We start from the raw sequence: 16,342 nt of genomic DNA on the forward strand, positions 1-16,342 counted from the left end.
TCCTGCACAACAACACATGGAGACCGCCATGAAGACAGGACGTTGGAGGGTGGGCTTTGTGGCCCTGGCCACTGCGGCTGTGGGCGTGCAGGCGCAGCAGGCGGGGAGCGTGCAGCTATTTGGCCTGATGGACATCGGCGTACAGCAGCTGAAGGCCGACGGCGTCGGCAAGCGCCACCTGGTCACCAGCGACGGCAACGCCTCCAGCCGCTTGGGCGTGCGCGGTAGCGAGGATCTGGGCGGCGGGCTCAAGGTTGGCTTCTGGCTGGAGTCGGCCCTGTTGGTGGACGACGGCAGCAGCGGTGCGACGAGCACCAACAACAAGGACTCCATCAGCGGCGGTCTGACCTGGGCGCGCCGTGCGACGGTGCAGTTGTCCGGTGACTGGGGCGAACTGCGCCTGGGCCGCGACTATGTGCCGTCCTTCATCAACCTGACGATGACCATGCATCCCTTCGGCCCCAATGGCGTCGCCAGCTCGGGGCTGTTGTTCTATCCCGCGCCCGCCAATGGCACGACGCCGCGCACCAATGCGCGGGCGTCCAACTCCATCGGCTACTTCCTGCCGCCGGGCCTGGGTGGTGTCTATGCCCACGTGATGCTGGCCTTGGGCGAGCAGGGTGATGGCCCGACGCAAAGGGACGGCCAGCTGCAGGGCATGCGCATCGGCTGGCGCAACGAGGCCTTCAACGCCGCGGTCGCGATTACGCGCACCCGTTATGCGACGGGCGACTACAAGCAGAGCAATGTCGGAGCGGCCTGGCAGTTGGGCCCGGTCAAGCTGATGGGACTGTGGGGCGAGAACAAGGTCGGCACGACGAAGACGACGGCGCGCATGGCGGGCGCGCGCTGGCAGGTAGGCCCGCAGGGCGAAGTCCGCTTTGCCTACACGACCTTGAGGGCCAAGGGGGTGGCCAGCGACGCGAGTCATATCGCGCTCGGCTATGTGCACGATCTGTCCAAGCGCACCGCGCTGTATGGCAACGCCGCCCGCGCCGACAACAAGGGCACTGGCGTGCGCTTCAACGTGGGCATGGCGACGACGGTGCCGGGCGGCAACTGCAGCGGTGCCGAACTCGGCGTTCGCCACAGCTTCTGAGCGGCGCAAGAAACACCCATAAAGAGCAAGGCCCGCAACGCGGGCCTTGTTGATTCAGCGAAGCGCTTGGCTAGCGAAGCGTCTAATTAATCTTCCGACTTGAACACCAGCTTGACTTCGTGGGTCTGGGCGGCGCCGGTGCCTTCGAACTTCCACTGGCTCAGGGCTTCGGTGGCGGCACGGTCGAACACGCGCTTGGGTTCGGCTTCGACGATGGCGACATCCGAGACCTTGCCGTCGCCGGCAATGGTCATCTTGGCGCGCACGCTGCCGGCGCTGATGTTCTTCTTGACGGCCTCATTGGGGTACTCGGGAGCGACCTTCTTCAGAACCTTGGCATCGGCGTGGGCCAGGGAGGCAGCGGCGACGAGGGCGAGAGCGACAGCGGAGCGGGCAAACATCAGTAGCGTCTTTCGGGCGGTTTGATTGGGGGAACAGAGCGGCTCTGGCCGCGTTGCAGCACGCATTCTGGCGAGCCCGCCCCCCACGGGTAAGAGGTGCGGCCGTGCAGAAGTCACGCACGCATGACCGGGTTAGCCCTTGGTCACCGCTGCTGCCAATTCCTTCACAGCCAGAAAATGACAAAGCCCTCGCGAGGAGGGCTTCGAAGGGGACGGGTGGCGCTGATCAGGGCGCTGCGTCGCCGCTTTCATCCTTCTTGATGCGCACGGCGCCACGCTTCTTCGGCTCGGCCGGCGCAGACGCTGCATCACCATTGAGCATGGGAGCTGCGGCCTCTTCTTCCTTGATGACGCGGGTATAGGGCGCCAGCATCGTCACCAGCTGCGCGTAGATCTTGGGGTTGCCGGCCACCACTTCACGCTGGTGCAGGAAGTCGGCCTCGCCCGTGAAGTTGCCGATCAGGCCACCGGCTTCCGTGATGATGAGCGAGCCCGCCGCCACGTCCCAGGGCTGCAGGCCGGTCTCGAAGAAGGCGTCGTAATAGCCGGCTGCGACGTAGCAGAGGTCCAGCGCTGCAGCGCCCGGGCGGCGCAGGCCGGCGCAGTGCTGCATGACCTCCTCGAACATCTTCACGTAGCGCTTGAAATTGTCGCCACGGCGGAAGGGGAAGCCGGTGCCGATCAGCGCGTCGCTCATGCGGGTGCGCTTGGACACGCGCAGGCGGCGGTCGTTGCAGAAGGCGCCGCGGCCCTTGCTGGCGTAGAAGAGGTCGTTGCGGGTCGGGTCGTAGACGACGGCCTGCTGCACGACGCCGCGGTGCGCCAGCGCGATGGACACGCAGTACATCGGCAGGCCGTGGATGAAGTTGGTGGTGCCGTCCAGCGGATCGATGATCCAGACGAACTCGGAATGCTTGGCGCCGTGGGTGCGGCCCGACTCTTCGGCGAGGATGCCGTGGTCCGGGTAGGCGCCCAGCAGCGTCTCGATGATCACCCCTTCTGCGGCGTGGTCGACCTCGGTGACGAAGTCGTTCGGGCTCTTGGTGTTGATGCGCAGAGCTTCGAGGTCCAGCGAGGCGCGGTTGATGATGGCGCCAGCCGCACGCGCCGCCTTGATGGCGACATTGAGCATGGGATGGTGAGACGTTTGCAGCATGCGTGGCACTCGCTGGGAAGAAGGGGCTGACGGGAGGAAAGAGCGGCGGGACCCATGGAGGCGGCCCGGATAATCGCGCGATTCTAGCCGCAGCCTCCGTACAAACCCGTGGAATCTACACGCTTCGTTCTCATCAACACCAGCCACGCCGGCAACGTGGGCGCGACGGCGCGGGCGATGAAGGTGATGGGTTTCCAGGACCTGGTGCTGGTGGCGCCGCGCTTTGCCGACGTGCTCTGCCACGAAGAGGCGGTGGCCATGGCCAGCGGCGCGGCCGACATCCTGGCACGCGCCCGCGTCGTGCCCACGCTGGCCGAGGCGCTGGACGACGTGGACTTCGCCTGCGCCACCGCGATGACGCCGCGCGACTTTGGCCCGCCGACGCGTGAGCCACGTGCACTGTTCGGCGAGCTGGCCGCGCGTGAGGCCGCGCCCCGCCTGGCGCTGGTGTTCGGCTCCGAGCGCTACGGCATGAGCAACGAGGACGTCTACCGCTGTCATGCGGTGCTGAGCATCCCGACCCATCCGGACTACGGCTCGCTCAACCTTGCCCAGGCCGTGCAGTTGCTGGCCTACGACCTGCGCCAGGCCCTCGGCGGCTTCGGCGTGCAGGCGCGCACGCCTGACCCGCAACTGGCCGACGCGCGTGCCGTGCAGGGCCTGCTGGATCATCTACAGGCAGCGCTGGTGCACATCGACTACCTCGACCCCGCGGCGCCCAAGAAGCTGATGCCCCGCCTGAACCAGCTCTTCAACCGCGCCGGGCTCACGAACGAGGAAATCCACATCCTGCGTGGCATTGCGCGACAGATGCAGAAGACCGTAGTGCCAGCAGGCTCAAAGTAGCCCCACCTAAACTGGCCTGCCTTTCTCCCCTGGCTGCACCATGTTCCAGCGCCTGCGCGAAGACATCGCCCTGATCCTCGAACGCGACCCGGCCGCCCGGTCGGCGTGGGAGGTGCTGACCTGTTACCCGGGCCTGCATGCGCTGATGTTCCACCGCCGTGCTCACTGGTTCTGGCAGCGTGGCTTCAAGTGGCTGGCGCGCTGGGTCTCGCACTGGAGCCGCTTTCTGACGGGCATCGAGATCCATCCCGGTGCGCGCATCGGCCGCAAGGTCTTCATCGACCATGGCATGGGCATCGTCATTGGCGAGATGGCCGAGATCGGCGAGGGCTGCACCATCTACCAGGGCGTCACGCTCGGCGGCACCTCGCTCGTGAAAGGCGCCAAACGCCATCCGACCTTGGGCCCGGGCGTCATCGTCGGCGCCAATGCCAGCGTGCTGGGCGGCTTCACGGTCGGCGCCGGTGCGCGCATCGGCTCGGGCGCGGTCGTCACCAAGCCGGTGCCGGCAGGTGCGACAGCCGTGGGCAACCCGGCGCGCATCATCGAGGCCGCCAGCGAACAGGCCCGCGAGGAGGCGGCCGCCAAGATGGGTTTCTCGGCCTATGGCGTGACCCAGGGTGACGACCCGGTCGCCATGGCCATGCGCGGCCTCATCGACAGCGCCTCGGGCCACGAGCACCAGATCGCGCTGCTTTGGAGCGCGGTCTGCAAGCTGTCGACCCAGGCCGGCCGGCCGATCGGTGACTGCGTGCCCGATGACGCCCAGCGCGACGAGGCCTTCGATGCAGCGCAGATGAACCGGCTGGTCAAGTAGCGGCCGCGCCGGCGAAATAGACCGTCAGCCGGCCACGTCTTTGCCGCCGGCCGGCCCGGCGTGAATGAGAATCGCCGGTTCCGGGCCGCGATGGCCCGCCCTGTGTCGGCCTGCTGTGTTCCTGCGCGAGTTACGACTGCGGCTTTCCACTGGCTGGCGCATGGCGCTGTGCCTGGTCATGGCCCTCTGCCTGGCTGAGGCAACTGCGGCACCGGCGCCCAAGCGCTGGTCCAGCCTCGCCGACATCAGCTTCCAGCATCTCAGCCAGGAGCAGGGCTTGCCCAACGCCATCGCGACGGCCGTGGCCGAAGATGGCCAGGGTTTTCTGTGGGTGGGCACGCTCGGCGGTCTGGCGCGCTGGGACGGCTACCACTTCAAGGTCTACAAGGCCGATGCGCAGCGCCCCGGCGCCCTGCCGGACAACTATGTGCAGTCCTTGCATGGCGATGCCAAGGGGCGGCTCTGGGTGGGCACGAGCGCGGCAGGGCTGCTTCGGCATGACCCGACGACGGACCGTTTCGTCGCCATCCCGGTCGGTGGCGCCGCGGGCCTGAGCCATGTCAGCGTGCGGCAGATTGCCGACGACGGCGCGGGTGGGCTGTGGGTCGTGACCGACGGCGGCCTGGACCACCTGGATCCCGACAGCGGGCGCATCGAGCGTGCCAGCACCGTGGGCGGCTGGGCGGCCGGTGCCGGCACCCAGGTCTGGACCCTGCTGCTTGATCGCCGCGGCCAGCTCTGGATCGGTAGCGCCGCGGGCCTGTTCCGCCGCGCGGCCGCGGGCGCGCCGCTGCAGGCCGTGCCACTGGCGGTGGGCCGCGTCGTCCAGCCCCAGGCCCTGGCCCAGGACAGCGCCGGGCGCATCTGGGCCGGCGGCAAGCACGATGGCGTCTTCGTGCTCGCCGACAACGGCGAGGCGCCAGCCGTCGAAATGCGGGAGGCCGGCGTCGCCGCGAACGAGGACCTGCTGGGCAACAGCCAGATCACCAGCCTGCTCGAGACGCAGCCGGGGGAGATGTGGGTGGCGACCCTGGGGCAGGGTGTCGTGGCCGTCGACGTCGAGCGGCGCGACAGCCGGCGCATCCGCCACGTGCCGGCTTGGCCGGTCAGCCTGGCGGACAACGCGTTGCGCACCCTCTACCGCGACCGGTCCGGGCTGATCTGGGCTGCGTCGAACCGCGGCCTGAGTCGCCACGACCCCCGCCAGGGCGGGGTGCTGACCCGCCTGGGCGCCAGCGCCGAGGTTGGCGATGCACTTGACTCCCGTTTCATCAGCGCCGAGATCAGCTGGATCCTGCCGATGCCCGAGGGCCGCCTGTGGCTGGCCACGCACAAGAGCGGGATCGACATCCTCGACGCCACCGGTGCCCGCGCCGGTGCATTGCGGCCCGATGCGAGCCGGCCCGAGGCCGCGCTGCCGCCGGACATCGTGCTGGGCATGGCGCGCGTGGCGGATGGCAGCGTCTTCGTCGCCACCAAGCGCGGTCTTTATCGCTGCGATGCGAATGGGCGCCATTTGCGTCGCGTGAACCTGGCGGGCCGCAACCCTGCCGCATCCACCTGGGCCCTGCTGGTCGATGGCGGCACGCTGTGGATAGGCGGCCAGTTCGACGGCCTGTGGCGGTTGGACATTGCCAGCGGCAGCGCCGCGCCCGTCACCCTCCCGGCACCGGGCTTGACCGACCAGCGCATCATGGTGCTGGCCCGCGGCGCGGCGGGTGAGCTGTGGGTCGGAACGCGCAACGGCCTCAACCGGGTCGATCCCCTGAGCGGTGGTGTCGTGCAATACCCGGCCGGCCCGACGCTGGCGCGCGGCCTGTCGGCCGGCTTCGTCACGGCGCTGATGCTGGATGCCGAAGGCCGGCTCTGGGTGGGCAGCTATGGCGGCGGCATCGATGTGCTGCCGGCGCCGGGCCAGGGTGAAGCCATCCTGCGCGTGGGCGTTGCCCAGGGCCTGCCGGACGGCACTGTCAACGCGCTGCTGCCGGACCTGCAGGGCCAGGTCTGGGCCAGCACCGACAACGGTCTGGCGCGTATCGACCCGGCCCGCATGACGGCGCGCGCGCTGCGCCGGGCCGAGGGCGTGGTCTTCCCGACCTACTGGACGGGCTCGGCAGCGCGCACCGAGCGCGGCGAGCTGCTGTTCGGCGGTGCCGGCGGCATGACCGTGGTGCTGCCCGAGAAGCTGCAGGCCTGGACCTACCGGCCCGACGTGCTGGTGGCGGACGTGCAGATCGGCGGGCGCTCTGTGGCGCTGCCCCCGGGTGGTACGGCGCTGCTGGACGTGCCGGCCGACGGCAACAGCCTGGCCGTGGAGTTCGCGTCCACCGACTTCTCGGCGCCGGAACGCAATCGCTATGCCTACAAGCTCGAAGGCTTCGATGCCAGCTGGATGGCGGCCGACGCGGCGCGCCGGGTGGCCGCCTATACCAACCTGCCACCGGGTGACTACCGGCTGCGCCTGCGCGCCTCCAACCGCGACGGCCAATGGGGCGAGCGCGAACTGGCCCTGGCGGTGACGGTGAGGCCTGCCTGGCACCAGACCTGGTGGTTCCGCGCTGCCCTGGTGTTTGCGCTATGCCTGCTCGTGCTCGCGGCGGTGGCCGGGCGCACGCGGCTGCTGCGCCACCGGCAGCTCGAGCTGGAGCACAAGGTGCGCGAGCGCACGGTCGAGTTGCGGGCGATGCACCACGCTTTGCAAGAGAAATCAGAGCAGCTTCAGTTGAGCAGCGTGACCGACCCGTTGACGGGCCTGCACAACCGCCGCTTCCTGAGTGACCACATCGAGCAGGACCTGGCAGCCAGCCTGCGCCGATCACAGGAGACGCTTGCCGCCGGGGGCCAGCCGCTGGATACGGACAACGTCTTCCTGCTGCTCGACATCGATGCCTTCAAGCGCATCAACGACCGGCACGGCCATGCCGCGGGCGACGCGGTGCTGGTGCAGTTCGGCGCCCGGCTGCGTTCGGTGATGCGCGAGTCCGATTACCTGGTGCGCTGGGGTGGCGAGGAATTCCTGGCCGTGGCGCGCGACACCGATCGCCTGCGCGCTGAGGAGCTGGCCGAGCGCATGCGCGCCGTCATCGCCGCCACGCCGTTTGAGCTCGACGACGGCGGCCGCCTCGATGTCAGCTGTTCCGTCGGCTTTGCCTGCGTGCCCTTCGAGCCGGAGCGGCCACAGGCACGCAGCTGGCAGCAGGTCGTCAACCTGGCCGACCTGGGGCTCTATGCCGCCAAGCGCGCCGGCCGCAATGCCTGGGTTGGTGTGCACACCGCCAAGGGGCGCGGCGCCACCGGTCAGCGCGTCGTGGGCGGGTTCGGCCTCAGCAGCAATCGCAGCCTGGATGACGTGGCTGCGGCGCTGGCCGAGCCAGGAACGGTCGAAGGCTAGACGGGGCGTTGTGCGCTCTTGGGTCTGAAAGCCTTGCAGACCTCGTCGCGGGTCTCGATGTAGGGCCCGCCGATCAGGTCGATGCAATAGGGTACGGCGGCGAAGATGCCGCTGGCCTTCTCGTGGCCAGCCAGAGTTTCGGCGATGGCCTTGGGCTGGCCGGGCAGGTTGATGATCAGACTCTTGCCGCGGATGACGGCGACCTGGCGCGACAGGATGGCCGTGGGCACGAAATGCAGCGAGATCTGGCGCATCTGCTCGCCAAAGCCCGGCATCACGCGGTCAGCCACGGCCAGCGTCGCCTCGGGCGTGACGTCACGCGGTGCGGGGCCGGTGCCGCCGGTCGTCAGCACCAGGTCGCAGCGTTCGGTGTCGACCAGCTCGGTCAACGCCGCCGAGATGTCGGCCTGCTCGTCAGGAATCAGGCGGGACACGAACTCGATGGGGTTGTGCAGCGCGCCCGTCAGCCAGTCCTTGAGGGCAGGCAGGCCCTTGTCTTCGTAGACACCGGCTGATGCCCGGTCGCTGATGGACACGACACCGATGCGGACCTGCTCACTCATCTTCGGCCGCGGCTTCGGAAGCCTTGATGAACTGGAACAGCTCGCGGAAGGCGCGGCCGCTGCGTTTCTCCGGCTCATTGGCCGCGTCCTTGCGCGCCGCGCGCACGAGGCTGCGCAGCTGCTGGATGTCGACGTCGGCGTGCTCGGCGAGGAACTCCTGCAGCGCGTCGTCGGTCGCCAGCAGGCGTTCGCGCCAGCGCTCGGACTGATGCAGCTTCAGGCTGTCCTGCGCATGGCCGAGCTTGAAAGCGGCCACCGCTTCCCGGATCGGCTCGGGATCGATCTTGCGCATCAGCTTGCCGATGTACTGGATCTGTCGGCGCTTGCCCTCGAAATTGGTGATCTTCTTGGCGTGGCGCAGCGCGTCGTAAAGGATTTCGGGCAGCGCCAGCGGCTCCCAACGGCTCTCGGGCAAGACGAGCAATTCTTCGCCGAGCTTCTGCAGCGCGGTCATGTCGCGCTTGAGCTGGCTCTTGCTTGGGCCGTCGAAGTCGTCGTCGTCTTCGAATTCAGGGTTGGGATCGTGCATCGCGGTGCGGGGGGAGGGCGGAGTCTTATCATTGTCCCCCACCCCATTGACACCGGCGCCGGCATCGCCCGGCGCTTTGCTTTCATGCCTCAGCCCCAGAACGGTTTTGCCTACAGTCCCGAGCAGTTCCAGCAATGGATCGAGGATGCGCTCGGCGAAGCGAAAAAGATCGGCGCGACCGATGCCGGTGCAGAAGTGTCTGAGGGCTGCGGCCTGTCGGTATCGGCGCGCCTGGGCCAATTGGAGAACGTCGAGCGCAATCGTGACAAGTCGCTCGGCATCTCGGTCTACCTCGGCCAGCGCCGCGGCAATGCCAGCACGTCGGACTTCTCGCCACAGGCTATCCGCGACACAGTGCGTGCGGCTTACGATATTGCCCGCTTCACGGCCGAGGACGAGTTCGCCGGGTTGCCCGATGCGGCCGACCTGGCGTTGGATGCGACCCAGCGGCCCGAGCTGGATCTCTTCCATCCCTGGGCCGTCGACGCCGCTGCAGCCGCCGAGATTGCGCTGCGCTGCGAGGCCGCTGCCCTTTCCGTGGACAAGCGCATCACCAACAGCGAAGGCGCGGCCGTGTCGGCCCAGCAGTCGCATTTCTGGATGGGCAATACGCGCGGCTTCCGGGGCGGCTATGCCAGCTCGCGGCATTCGCTGTCGGTTGCGCCCATCGCTGGCCGCGGCGCGGGCATGCAGCGCGACGCCTGGTACAGCTCCATGCGCGACGCGGCAGATCTGGCCTCGCCCGAGGCGGTGGGCCGTTACGCGTCGGAGCGTGCTTTGTCGCGGCTGAAGGCACGCAAGGTGGCAACCGCCGAGATCCCGGTGCTGTTCGAGAGCACGGTGGCCATCGGCCTGCTCGGTGCGCTGGTGCAGGCGACCAGTGGCGGTGCGCTCTACCGCCGCACCACCTTCCTGCTCGACAGCTTGGGCAAGCCGGTCATGGCGCCGCATATCGACATTTCCGAAGACCCGCATGTGAAGAAGGGCAAGGGCAGCTCGCCTTTCGACGACGAAGGTGTCGTCACGCGTGCGCGCTCAGTTGTCGAGGGTGGCGTGCTGCAGGGCTACTTCCTGTCCAGCTACTCGGCGCGCAAGCTGGGCATGAAGACCACAGGCCATGCCGGCGGTTCGCACAACCTGCGCATGACCAGCCGTGCCACCGCGCCTGGCGACGACCTGCCGACGATGATCCGGCGCCTCGGCCGCGGATTGCTCGTCACCGAGCTGATGGGGCAGGGCGTGAACTACGTGACCGGCGACTATTCGCGGGGCGCGAGCGGCTACTGGGTCGAGAACGGCGAGATCGCCTACCCGGTTCATGAGGTCACCATCGCCGGCAACCTCAAGGACATGCTGCACAACATCGTCGGCATTGGCGCCGACGAGTACACGATGGGCACCAAGACCATCGGTTCGGTGCTCGTCACGGGCATGAAACTCGCTGGCAACTGACGCGCATCTGGCGCGTCAGCGCCGGGGTAAATCCGGGCCGGAGGCCGGTGCAGCCTTCCTAGAATCGGCCGGCAATTTTCTCTCTTCGCAAATCCGAAAACAGGAGACTTCAATGACCATGGAACGTCGTTCCTTCGTGCGCCACGCCGGCCTGGCTGGCGTGCTGGCGGCAGGTGCCGCCCCGGCCGTCGTGCATGCCCAGGCGCAGGTGCGCTGGCGCCTCGCATCGAGCTTCCCGAAGTCGCTGGACACCATCTTTGGCGCCGCAGACGTGTTCGCGAAGAAGGTCTCCGAGATGACCGGCGGCAAGTTCCAGATCTCCGTGCATGCTGGCGGCGAGATCGTGCCGGCGCTGCAGGTGGTTGACGCGGTGCAGAACGCCACCGTCGAGATCGCGCACACGGCGCCCTACTACTTCTTCGGCAAGGACGAGACCTTCGCGCTGGGCTGCGCCATCCCCTTCGGCCTGAACAGCCGCCAGATGACGGCCTGGATGGTGGAGGGCAACGGCCTGAAGCTGATGCGCGAGTTCTATCGCAACTACAACATCATCAACTTCCTCGGCGGCAACACCGGCGCACAGATGGGCGGCTGGTATCGCAAGGAGATCAAGAGCGTCGCCGACATCAAGGGCCTGAAGATCCGCATCGGCGGCTTCGCTGGCCGCGTGATGGAGCGCATGGGTGCTGTGCCGCAGCAGATCGCCGGTGGCGAGATCTATTCGGCGCTGGAAAAGGGCACCATCGACGCGGCCGAGTGGGTTGGCCCCTATGACGACCAGAAGCTGGGCTTCAACAAGGTCGCGCCCAACTACTACTACCCCGGCTGGTGGGAAGGCGGCCCGCAGCTGGACTTCTTCATCAACACCAAGGCGTACGAGGGTTTGTCGGCCGAGTACAAGGCCGTGGTCGAAGCAGCATCTGCAATGGCGCATATCGACATGCAGGCCAAGTACGACGCCAAGAACCCCGGCGCGCTGAAGCAGCTGGTGGGTTCGGGCACCAAGTTGTTCCGCTTCCCCAAGGACGTGATGGACGCCGCGTTCAAGGAATCCATGGGCATCTACGCCGAGCTGTCGGCCAAGAACCCGAACTGGAAGAAGGTCTACGAGGATTTTTCCAACTTCCGTCGCGACCAGAACCTCTGGTTCCGCTTCTCGGAAGCCGGCTTTGACGACTTCATGCAGGCGCAGAAGCTGTAAGCCTCGCGCCGCAGCAAAGGCAAAGCCCCGCGATGCGGGGCTTTTTCGTTGGCGGCCCGGAGTGCCTCCCGGAGTGCCTACTTCTTCGCCGCGTCCTCCAGGGCACGCCGCACGGCGTCGCCGTCATCCGCGGGCGCGCTGGCACCTGACGCCGCTGGTTCAGGGGCGAACAGCTTGCTCGCATCGTCCGAGCTCATGTCAGCGGGCTTGTCGTGGCCGCCCATCTGCTGCAACAGCTCCGACGCCTGGTTCAGGTCCACTGCCTTCTCCTTGTCGAGAAAGACGGTCACGGTCTGCGGGAAGAAGATGACGATGGCGACGAGGATGAGCTGCATGAACACCCAGGGGATGGAGCCCATGTAGATGTCGCTGGACAGCACCTTCTTCGGGATCGAGCCGTTCTTGAACAGCGTGTCCGAGATGCCGCGCAGATAGAACAGCGCAAAGCCGAACGGCGGGTGCATGAAGCTGGTCTGCATGTTCACGCACAGCATGACGCCGAACCAGACGAGGTCGATGCCCATCTTCTCGGCCACCGGCCCGAGCAGCGGCAGGATGATGAAGGCGATCTCGAAGAAGTCGAGGAAGAAGGCCAGGAAGAAGATGAACAGGTTGACGACGATCAGGAAGCCGATCTGGCCGCCCGGCAGGTCGCTCAACATGTGCTCGATCCAGCGCCCGCCTTCGACGCCCTGGAACACCAGCGAGAAGGTGCGCGAGCCGATCAGGATGAAGACCACCATGGCCGTGATGCGCATGGTGCCGAGCATGGTCTCCTTGATCAGCGGCCAGTTCAGGCGCTTGTGCAGGCCGGCCAGGATGAAGGCGCCGACCGCACCCATCGCACCGGCCTCGGTCGGCGTGCAGATGGCCGTGTTGATGCCGGGCAGGCCGCCCATGGAGCCGAGCACGGCAAAGATCAGCACGGCCGACGGAACGATGCCGCGCAAACACTTCTTCCACAGTGCCCAGCCTTGCAGCGTGCGCGCTTCCTTGGGAACACCGGGTACGTGGTCCGGCTTCACACGGCTCAGCACGAAGGTGTAGAGCGCAAAGATCAGCACCTGCAGGATGGACGGGCCCCAGGCGCCCTTGTACATGTCGCCCACGGAGCGGCCGAGTTGGTCCGCCAGCACGACCAGTACCAGCGACGGCGGCACCAGCTGCGTGATCGTGCCCGACGCGGCCAGCACGCCGGTCGCGTAGCGCATGTTGTAGCCGTAGCGCATCATGACCGGCAGCGAGATCATCGCCATCGCGATGACCTGGCCCGCGACGGTGCCGGTGATGGCACCCAGGATGAAGCCGACGATGATGACCGAATAGCCCAGGCCGCCGCGCACCGGGCCGAACAGCTGGCCCATGGAGTCGAGCATGTCCTCCGCGAGGCCGCATTTTTCCAGCAGCGAGCCCATCAGCGTGAAGAAGGGAATGGCCAGCAGCAGGTCGTTGGACAGGATGCCGAAGACGTTCTGCGGCAGCGCGCTCATGAACTCCGGCGGGAACCAGCCCTGGCTCACCGCGAAGAAACCGCAGGCCAGGCCGAGTGCTGCCAGCGAGAACGCGACGGGGAAGCCGATCAGCATGATCACGATCAGCCCCGCGAACATCAGCGGCGGGAAGCTCTCCATCGAGATCATTGCAGGGGCCTCTCGTAGTGGATGTCCATGTCGAACTTGTGCGCGAGCCAGGCCACGCGCTTGATGATTTCGGCCACGCCCTGCAGCGCAACGAGCGCGAAGCCCAGGGGCAGCACCAGCACGGCCGGCCAGCGGATCAGGCCGCCGGCATTGCTCGACACCTCGCCCGAGGTCAGCAGCTTGGTGACATAGCCCATGAAGCCGAGGCTGGCGACCGAGTCACTGGCGCTCATGCCGGTGCTGAGCTTGACGACGAACAGGCCCCAGGACAGCCAGGCCATGTAGCAGATGACCGGCATCAGGAAGACGACGAGGCCGAACAGGTCGACATAAACCTTGCCGTGGCCGGTCAGCCGGCTGTAGACCAGGTCCACACGCACATGCTCGTTGAGTCGGAGCACCTGGGCCGCGCCCAGCATGACGCAGGTGGCGAACAGATACCACTGGATCTCGAGGAAGGAGTTGGAGCTGTAGTCCAGCCCGTAGCGGACGACGGCGTTGGCGGCGCTGATGAAGCAGGACAGCAGCACGGCCCAGGCGGCAATCTTGCCGAAGCGGTCGTTCAGGCTGTCGATGCGCCGCGCAAGGGAGAGCAGGGCGTTCATGGGCTGGGCAGGAGAAAAGCGAAGCGGCCGCCAATGTAGCGACCGCTTGGGGGGCGTCGGCTTCATTCAGCCGTCGTTCAGGGTAAGCCCCGAGGGGGTTCAGCCCAGTTGCTGGGCTTGCATGAACAGGCGAGTCGATCGGGCACCGGAGCGGCAGAAGACCAGCAGCGGCCGCGGTAGTTCGGCCAGCAGATCGGCGAAGGCCGCAATCTCCTCGGGCGACTGGTAGCCGCCGGCCACCGGCAGGTGGCGATACGCCAGGCCTGCAGCTTCAGCGGCAGCTTGAATGGCTGCCGAGGTCGGCTGGTCGGGGCCGTGCTCGAAATCGGGCCGGTTGTTGACGACGCTCTTGAAGCCCATCGCCGCCGCTTCGGCCATGGCTTCGGGCGTCAGCTGAGGGGCGGCGCAGATGTCGGGGGCGATGGCTTGCATCGGCAGGCTCATGGCGGCTCCTTACTTGGCCAACGCGGCCTTGACCGCGCTTGAGACCGTGCTCATTTCGGCTACGCCGCTGAGTGCGGCCTTGGCGGCCGCCATGACCTTACCCATGTCGCCCGGGCCGCTCGCGCCCAGTTCGGCCACGATGGCGGCCACCTTTTCGGCCACAGCCTCGGCCGACAGGCGCTCAGGCAGATAGGCCTGCAGCACCGCCAGCTCGGCGGTTTCCTTGGCAACGAGGTCGTCGCGGCCGGCGGCGGCGAACTGACTGATCGAGTCCTTGCGCTGCTTGATCAGCTTGTCGACGATGGCCACCAGGGCCGTGTCGTCCACGACGACGCGCTCGTCCACTTCCTTCTGCTTCACGGCGGCCAGCAGGCCACGGATGGTCAACAGACGATCGGCTTCCTTGGCGCGCATCGCGGCCTTCATGTCTTCGGTGATGCGGTCTTTGAGGCTCATGGCGTAGAGGGTATGAAAAAACAAAAACCCGCGACAGCGTCCTGTGGCGGGTTTTGGTGTCAACCGGAGCTGTTATGCAAACAGGCCCCGGGTCGCGTCAGAGACGATCAGAACAGCTTCTTGGGCAGCTGCATGCTGCGCACACGCTTGTAATGGCGCTTGACGGCGGCAGCCTTCTTGCGCTTGCGCTCGGCGGTGGGCTTCTCGTAGAACTCGCGGGCGCGAAGTTCGGTCAGCAGACCCAGTTTCTCGATGGTGCGCTTGAAGCGACGCAGGGCGACGTCGAACGGCTCGTTTTCCTTGACGCGGATGGTGGTCATTTATTTCCTTCAGATTGCGCTCGGTGTTCGCGGCTGGGATCAGCAGCAGGTTCCGGATTACTGCTTCTCTTGAGTCTTCTTCGAGAAGTGCAGCGAATCGACGCGCAGGTTTGCCAGCAAAGCCGGGGATTGTAGCCAGAAAATCAACGACTTGCCAAGATTCGCTCAAGCTGTTGTGGCGGTGTCCGCCATGGCCCGGGCGCAGGCAGCTGCACTGGCCCACGCCCATTGAAAGTTGTAGCCGCCCAGCCAGCCGGTCACGTCCACGACTTCACCGATGAAATACAGGCCCGGGACGCGCTTGCTCTCGAGCGTTTGCGAACTCAGTTCCTTGGTGCTGACGCCACCGCGCATGACTTCGGCCTTGCGCCAACCCTCGTCGCCGTTGGGCATCAACTGCCAATCGTGCACGCTTCGGCCCAGGCGCTGCAGGTCGGCGTCGCGGCAGTCGGGCAGCGGTTTGGTGGCGTCCAGGTTTGCGCGCTCCAGCCAGGCGGCCGCCAGGCGCTGCGGCAGGCGGGACGCAAATTCGTTGCCGAGTTGGCGGCGTGAGGTGGCCTTGGCCTGGACAAGTTCCTTCTCCAGTTGGAGGTCGGGCGCCAGATTGAGCTGCAGCGCCTGATCATCGGCGCGGTAGCTTGAGATCTGCAGGATGGCCGGGCCGCTGAGACCACGATGTGTGAACAGCAGGTCTTCAAGGAACCGCATGCGCGCTTTGCCACTGCCAACGCTGACTTCCACTGGCAACGACAACCCGGCCAGGGCGGCGAAGGGTGCCCAGGCGTCCGCATCGAAGGTCAGAGGCACCAGCGCCGGGCGCGGCTCCACGATGGCGTGCTCGAAGCGCTTGGCCAGTCGCAGGCCCCAGTCGCTGGCGCCGATCTTGGGCACAGGCAGCCCGCCGGTCGCGACGACGACGCGCGGCGCCAGCACCGGACCCTGGCTGGTGTCCAACTCGAAGCCACCTTCGGGCAGCCTGCGCACGTCCGCCACCGTGCAGGGCTGCCAGCGCGTCACGCCACCCGCCTCGCATTCCTTGACCAACATCTGGATGATCTGCTCAGCGGAGTCGTCGCAGAACAACTGGCCCTTGTGCTTCTCGTGGAAGGCGATGCCATAGCCCTGCACAAGCTTGATGAAGTCCTGCGGGGTGTAGCGGGCCAGGGCTGAGCGGCAGAAGGCGGGGTTTTCGGACAGGAAATTGGCCGGCCCGGCCTCACGATTCGTGAAATTGCACCGGCCGCCGCCCGAGATACGAATTTTTTCGGCCAGCTTGGGCGAGTGGTCGATCAGCAGCACCTTGAGACCCCGCTGGCCCGCCAGGCCAGCACAGAACAGCCCTGCCGCCCCCGCGCCCACCACCACCGCATCGAATCCCCGCATAGACCTCCCGTGAATGGGGCGGCATTGTCGTGGGTGGGC

At 66.9% G+C, this 16,342-nt stretch carries 16 protein-coding genes; 6 read left to right on the top strand and 10 right to left on the bottom strand.

Features of this window, described 5'->3' with window-relative positions:
* Positions 1-28: 28 nt before the first annotated feature.
* Positions 29-1,099 carry a porin gene (locus ACXJLH_RS01305; protein ID WP_457442222.1) on the top strand — a complete coding sequence of 357 codons (1,071 nt, stop codon included), beginning with the start codon at positions 29-31 and terminating at the stop codon, positions 1,097-1,099.
* 86 nt (positions 1,100-1,185) lie between these two features.
* On the opposite strand, the gene ACXJLH_RS01310 is transcribed toward ACXJLH_RS01305, so the two are convergent.
* Positions 1,186-1,500 carry an energy transducer TonB gene (locus ACXJLH_RS01310; RefSeq protein ID WP_056196838.1) on the bottom strand — a complete coding sequence of 105 codons (315 nt, stop codon included), beginning with the start codon at positions 1,498-1,500 and terminating at the stop codon, positions 1,186-1,188.
* A 226-nt stretch (positions 1,501-1,726) separates the two neighbouring features.
* Positions 1,727-2,656 carry an inositol monophosphatase family protein gene (locus ACXJLH_RS01315; RefSeq protein ID WP_457442223.1) on the bottom strand — a complete coding sequence of 310 codons (930 nt, stop codon included), beginning with the start codon at positions 2,654-2,656 and terminating at the stop codon, positions 1,727-1,729.
* A 108-nt stretch (positions 2,657-2,764) separates the two neighbouring features.
* On the opposite strand from ACXJLH_RS01315, the gene ACXJLH_RS01320 reads away from it, so the two are divergent.
* The 3 genes from ACXJLH_RS01320 (at position 2,765) to ACXJLH_RS01330 (ending at position 7,710) form a co-directional block, all read left to right on the top strand.
* The gene (locus tag ACXJLH_RS01320; RefSeq protein WP_082532618.1) at positions 2,765-3,502 is read left to right on the top strand and encodes an RNA methyltransferase; all 738 of its coding nucleotides are present in this window, start codon (positions 2,765-2,767) and stop codon (positions 3,500-3,502) included.
* A gap of 40 nt (positions 3,503-3,542) precedes the next feature.
* Positions 3,543-4,319, top strand: coding sequence for a serine O-acetyltransferase (gene cysE, locus ACXJLH_RS01325; protein ID WP_056196844.1), 777 nt, complete (start codon positions 3,543-3,545; stop codon positions 4,317-4,319).
* A 160-nt stretch (positions 4,320-4,479) separates the two neighbouring features.
* Complete coding sequence (locus tag ACXJLH_RS01330) at positions 4,480-7,710, top strand: ligand-binding sensor domain-containing protein (protein ID WP_457442224.1); 3,231 nt, start codon at positions 4,480-4,482, stop codon at positions 7,708-7,710.
* On the opposite strand, the gene mog is transcribed toward ACXJLH_RS01330, so the two are convergent.
* A complete protein-coding gene (gene mog / locus ACXJLH_RS01335) occupies positions 7,707-8,273 on the bottom strand; it encodes a molybdopterin adenylyltransferase (RefSeq protein ID WP_457442225.1) in 567 nt (188 codons plus the stop codon). The genes ACXJLH_RS01330 and mog overlap by 4 nt on opposite strands.
* Positions 8,266-8,937 carry a ribosome biogenesis factor YjgA gene (gene yjgA, locus ACXJLH_RS01340; protein WP_457390067.1) on the bottom strand — a complete coding sequence of 224 codons (672 nt, stop codon included), beginning with the start codon at positions 8,935-8,937 and terminating at the stop codon, positions 8,266-8,268. The genes mog and yjgA overlap by 8 nt, the downstream gene beginning before the upstream one ends.
* Between yjgA and pmbA the strand changes: the two genes are divergently transcribed.
* Both pmbA and ACXJLH_RS01350 read left to right on the top strand, forming a co-directional pair.
* Complete coding sequence (pmbA, locus tag ACXJLH_RS01345) at positions 8,887-10,254, top strand: metalloprotease PmbA (RefSeq protein ID WP_056196855.1); 1,368 nt, start codon at positions 8,887-8,889, stop codon at positions 10,252-10,254. The genes yjgA and pmbA overlap by 51 nt on opposite strands.
* Positions 10,255-10,372: 118 nt before the next feature.
* Positions 10,373-11,455 carry a TRAP transporter substrate-binding protein gene (locus ACXJLH_RS01350; protein ID WP_056196858.1) on the top strand — a complete coding sequence of 361 codons (1,083 nt, stop codon included), beginning with the start codon at positions 10,373-10,375 and terminating at the stop codon, positions 11,453-11,455.
* 77 nt (positions 11,456-11,532) lie between these two features.
* Here ACXJLH_RS01350 and ACXJLH_RS01355 read toward each other — a convergent pair whose 3' ends face one another.
* The 6 genes from ACXJLH_RS01355 to ACXJLH_RS01380 form a co-directional block, all read right to left on the bottom strand.
* On the bottom strand, positions 11,533-13,092 hold the full coding sequence (locus tag ACXJLH_RS01355) for a TRAP transporter large permease (RefSeq protein WP_457354121.1): 1,560 nt from the start codon (positions 13,090-13,092) through the stop codon (positions 11,533-11,535).
* On the bottom strand, positions 13,092-13,700 hold the full coding sequence (locus tag ACXJLH_RS01360) for a TRAP transporter small permease subunit (protein WP_457390068.1): 609 nt from the start codon (positions 13,698-13,700) through the stop codon (positions 13,092-13,094). Before ACXJLH_RS01360 ends, ACXJLH_RS01355 begins: the two co-directional genes overlap by 1 nt.
* A gap of 99 nt (positions 13,701-13,799) precedes the next feature.
* Positions 13,800-14,144 (bottom strand): TIGR01244 family sulfur transferase, encoded by a 345-nt coding sequence (locus tag ACXJLH_RS01365; RefSeq protein WP_457354115.1) that lies wholly within the window; start codon positions 14,142-14,144, stop codon positions 13,800-13,802.
* A gap of 9 nt (positions 14,145-14,153) precedes the next feature.
* Positions 14,154-14,600 (bottom strand): GatB/YqeY domain-containing protein, encoded by a 447-nt coding sequence (locus ACXJLH_RS01370; RefSeq protein ID WP_056196868.1) that lies wholly within the window; start codon positions 14,598-14,600, stop codon positions 14,154-14,156.
* Between the two features lie 107 nt (positions 14,601-14,707).
* Entirely contained in the window at positions 14,708-14,920 is a 213-nt protein-coding gene (gene rpsU, locus ACXJLH_RS01375; protein ID WP_056196873.1) for a 30S ribosomal protein S21, read from the bottom strand.
* Between the two features lie 165 nt (positions 14,921-15,085).
* A complete protein-coding gene (locus tag ACXJLH_RS01380) occupies positions 15,086-16,303 on the bottom strand; it encodes an NAD(P)/FAD-dependent oxidoreductase (protein WP_457442226.1) in 1,218 nt (405 codons plus the stop codon).
* Positions 16,304-16,342 lie beyond the last annotated feature (39 nt).

It is taken from the genome of Roseateles sp. P5_E4 (assembly GCF_054049255.1).